This window comes from Virgibacillus sp. GM2-2 (assembly GCF_055329585.1).
In genome coordinates, this window is record NZ_JBUZWC010000069.1 from 1 (window position 1) to 274 (window position 274).

The window sequence follows — 274 nt, forward strand, 5'->3', positions numbered from 1 at the left end:
GGGATAGGTTAATAAATCCGCTCAAGTTCATATCCCTTTTTTTCAAGCTCACCTGGAACACTTGGTTCAATCATAACATGAGCAGCACCGATGATGACAAAATAAGTCTGTCCATCATCCGTTTGTAAAATTTCATCAAGCTTATTGGCCATATGAAAATTCCGAGTATCATTGATTGCCTGTTGATACTTTTCATCAATATCTTCAAAACCTTCAGTTAACTGATTCTTAAAAGCATCGTCATTCCCATGAACCCAATTATATCCCAACTGGT

Annotated in this window: 1 protein-coding gene; it reads right to left on the bottom strand. The window is 36.9% G+C overall.

All coding sequences use genetic code 11. The annotated features are described in order from the left end of the window. Window positions 1-8: 8 nt before the first annotated feature. Window positions 9-274 (bottom strand): TraB/GumN family protein (locus ACY9Z2_RS19005; protein ID WP_463611243.1); only part of this gene is annotated, 266 nt, incomplete at its 5' end.